Origin of the sequence: Herbaspirillum sp. B65 (genome assembly GCF_000333555.1) — a bacterium.
GTDB classification, from domain to species: Bacteria; Pseudomonadota; Gammaproteobacteria; order Burkholderiales; family Burkholderiaceae_D; genus Herbaspirillum; species Herbaspirillum rubrisubalbicans.
Window position 1 is genome coordinate 1 of the sequence record NZ_BADI01001044.1, and the last position, 848, is coordinate 848.

General features: G+C 52.0%; 1 protein-coding gene. It reads right to left on the reverse strand.

Features of this window, described 5'->3' with window-relative positions; translation table 11 throughout:
• Window positions 1-278: 278 nt before the first annotated feature.
• A partial coding sequence (locus tag I5W_RS24505; RefSeq protein WP_044531209.1) for a LysR family transcriptional regulator substrate-binding protein occupies window positions 279-848 on the reverse strand: 570 nt, incomplete at its 5' end.

Below are 848 nucleotides of genomic sequence, written 5' to 3' on the forward strand. Positions count from 1 at the left end.
TTTTACGTGTAACCAAGTTATCCACAGTTTTTGGCGACGTTAACAATCACTACTACTTATATATATCCACATCTAAATTAAAGAACCGAAAGAGCGTGCGCAGTGGACATCTTTTCAAAAAGTTAGCTTTCAAACACCAAAAACCTTCAAAAAGCCCTTGGCAAAGGCATATACGCATCCCAAGGCCCTTTAGGTTCGGCAGGAAGACGGTGAAATCGGATGCATATTTCCCTAAAGAAACCCAAGAAGATGTCTTTTATGCAATAACTTTGCCCGATTCACGGTTGCCAGACTTGTTGCAGCAACTGGAAAACCGCCTTGATGACATCCTCATGTTGTCTTTTTTCTAATGAAATAAAGCTCAACTCGGTCGACAGTTCCACCGCATCGGCAATCACCAGACCATGGGCGTGCGCCTGATTCAAGGCAATCGATTCCCGCGCCAGCGACAAGCCGACCCCTGACTTGACCAGGTCCAGCATCGAGGACTCTTGATCAACCAAGGCTACCGTCTGTGGTTTTACCTGATGTTGCGCGAAGATCCTGCTCAATAAGCGATGATGGGCTGATTCGGCCGGGGTCCAGATCCAGGGCAGGCGGGCCAGCGCCTTCCATCCCTTGCCCGAGACGCGGTTCTTCCAACCCGCCGGGGCGATGACGTTGTAGGTGAAGGAGGTCAGCGTCAGGGCATGGAAACCTTGGCCAGGGTCGCCCAGGAAGAAGCCGACATCCAGCTTGCCGGCGCGCACTTCGTTGAGCACCGAACCGGACATGTGGTGGGAAAGCTGGGTCGATAGTTGCGGATGGCGCTCGACCAGCAACTTCAGGAATGCTCCGAGCCGGATGAA